This is a genomic window from Acinetobacter sp. YH16053 (assembly GCF_013417035.1).
GTDB classification, from domain to species: Bacteria; Pseudomonadota; Gammaproteobacteria; order Pseudomonadales; family Moraxellaceae; genus Acinetobacter; species Acinetobacter towneri.
This window is the reverse complement of record NZ_VPEP01000135.1, coordinates 1-1,253: the sequence shown is the minus strand read 5'-3', so window position 1 is coordinate 1,253 and position 1,253 is coordinate 1. Positions and strand designations below refer to the sequence as shown.

Sequence of the window (1,253 nt, the reverse complement as noted above, 5' to 3'; positions counted from 1 at the left end):
ATATAAAGGCCGAAGTATCTATGATCTATCTCCACTAGTGAAAATCCTGGAAGAAAAATCACCCGAATTAGATATAGTAAAAAAACAGAAAAAAAATAAGAAAGCGTAGGACATCGCCCACGCTCTCAATAATTAATCTCATATTAATTTGAGACCTTTTATTCTCCTGAGATTATCGATTCTTATTTGATTGAGAAACAAGAGAAGCCGCAATCTCTTTAGTTTCTTGACTATATTTATTGCTCTTTAATACAGCAGAAGCAGTAGTTTCCATTTCTTTCCCTGTCTGTTTATTTGTTTTGGTTTGAGCTAATGCAGAAGCTGATAACTTTTTTGCTATAGCTGAAGATGAAGGATCTCGCAAAATCTCTGATGCCTTAGAAGCGACTTTGCTGGAAGTTTTTTTAGCATTATTAGCCATATTTTTTATCTCATTCTGATTAATATCAATACAATTTATACTACATATAGTGTAAAATCAACAACAAATATACTATATATAGTGTTTTATAAAATTATCACTTTTAAAATGGGTCAGAAGTTATGAATCCTAATGAACAAATAGAACAGCCTAAAAACAGATTTTCTTTAGGTCAAAATGGACTATTCGCTATTGGATTAGAAATATGGAAAGAACTTTACGAACATGAAGAATGTGGGATAAATGAAATGGTTGTTTTTTTATCTCTAGCATGTGGAACTGACGCTAGTCACATTAAAAGTACTTGGAGTATTAACTCAGTTAAAAAATACATTGGGCTAACAGAGGTTCCTGCAAAAAAAGCCTTAAAGAACTTAATCGATACAGGCTTCGTAAAAGTTATAAAACCAGTATTAAAAGCTGGAGATCGCCCAGAATATGAAATCAAAAATACTACTAAAGAAGAAGGAAACTATATTTGGCTACCTAATAGCTTAATTGTTGGCGTTAAAGGTGAGTGCTCTCCTGTGAATAGATTGAAAAAAAGAAATGATAAGAGGCTTTTATATTATTTTATTCGATTATATTTTTTTCAAGATATGCGAGAAACAGGATGTATATCGGAGAAAATTATTTGGGCTAACCCATATGAAAATGAAGAAAAATTACATACATCAATAATAACAAGATTCAACCATTGCATAAATTTTCTTAAATTAAATTATCAATGGGTTTGCTCTGGTGATAGTGACTTCGGTATTTTTGGTGAATACAAAGTTGTAGGTCGTGGAAAGCACGAACGTAAAGTATGGGAAGCTGAATATTGTCCTAA

The 1,253-nt window shown here is 31.5% G+C and carries 2 protein-coding genes; one reads left to right on the top strand and one right to left on the bottom strand.

The features are described from left to right. Positions 1-172: 172 nt before the first annotated feature. Positions 173-421, bottom strand: a complete 249-nt coding sequence (locus FTV43_RS15580) for a hypothetical protein (protein WP_034705816.1) — start codon at positions 419-421, stop codon at positions 173-175. Positions 422-543: 122 nt separating this feature from the next. On the opposite strand from FTV43_RS15580, the gene FTV43_RS15575 reads away from it, so the two are divergent. After that, on the top strand, positions 544-1,253 hold a 710-nt coding region (locus FTV43_RS15575), incomplete at its 3' end, for a hypothetical protein (protein ID WP_179995848.1).

Coding starts and splice junctions, on each gene's coding strand:
- FTV43_RS15580 (WP_034705816.1), bottom strand. CDS start 421: ATGGCTAATAATGCTAAAAAAACTTCCAGCAAAGTCGCTTCTAAGGCA.